Origin of the sequence: Stenotrophomonas sp. HMWF023 (assembly GCF_003060985.1) — a bacterium.
Classification (GTDB): Bacteria; Pseudomonadota; Gammaproteobacteria; order Xanthomonadales; family Xanthomonadaceae; genus Stenotrophomonas; species Stenotrophomonas lactitubi.
Genome location: NZ_QAIJ01000348.1, coordinates 1 through 624, shown reverse-complemented (window position 1 = coordinate 624; position 624 = coordinate 1). Strand labels below are relative to the sequence as shown.

General features: G+C 67.8%; 1 pseudogene. It reads right to left on the bottom strand.

From position 1 onward, the window contains the following. Positions 1-567 (bottom strand): annotated as a pseudogene (locus DBR20_RS23655) (hypothetical protein); the annotation flags it as partial. Positions 568-624 lie beyond the last annotated feature (57 nt).

Genomic DNA, 624 nt, shown 5'->3' with positions numbered 1-624 from the left:
GCCCTCGATGGCACCGGCAACATCGCCCTGCACGTAAGCCAGTGCCTGTGCACTGGTGCCATCCAACAGCGGCGTGTACGCCGGTAGTGGCATGAGCTCGCTTCCGGCGGGCAGGAACGGGGAATCGAAACGGTCGAAGTCTGCCAACCGGGCCAGTCGCTCGTGCAGGCCGGCATGCCCGGCGTGGGCGTCAGCGAAGCGCTGCGGATCAGCGCGTACCTGTGCCAGGCAGCCGACGGGCCCGACGGCACAACGACCTGCCCCATCCAGATTCAACGGTGCGTGCCCGGCCGCCAGCAACGAGGCGTGCGACGCCTGCGATGGCGAGGCCTTCCAGCGCCGCAGATCGTCGGCCAACGCCGCCTCACGCTGGGCCTGGTCCAGCCCATCGAAGGGCAGCGTCCACAGCAGGGCGAAGCCGTTGCGACCTTCGTTGGGTTGCACGGCCTCAAGCAGACGCCTGTCTTCCCGCTGGGCGGCCGACAACGGCCAGAACCTCGACAGCAGCCATGCCGCGACGGCCATCACCAGCAGGGCCAGCATTGCCCAGCCCAACCACCGCAGCATCTTCAACACAGCATCCTTTCCCTGCATGGCCAGCACCGCCAACGGACAGCGTAAACG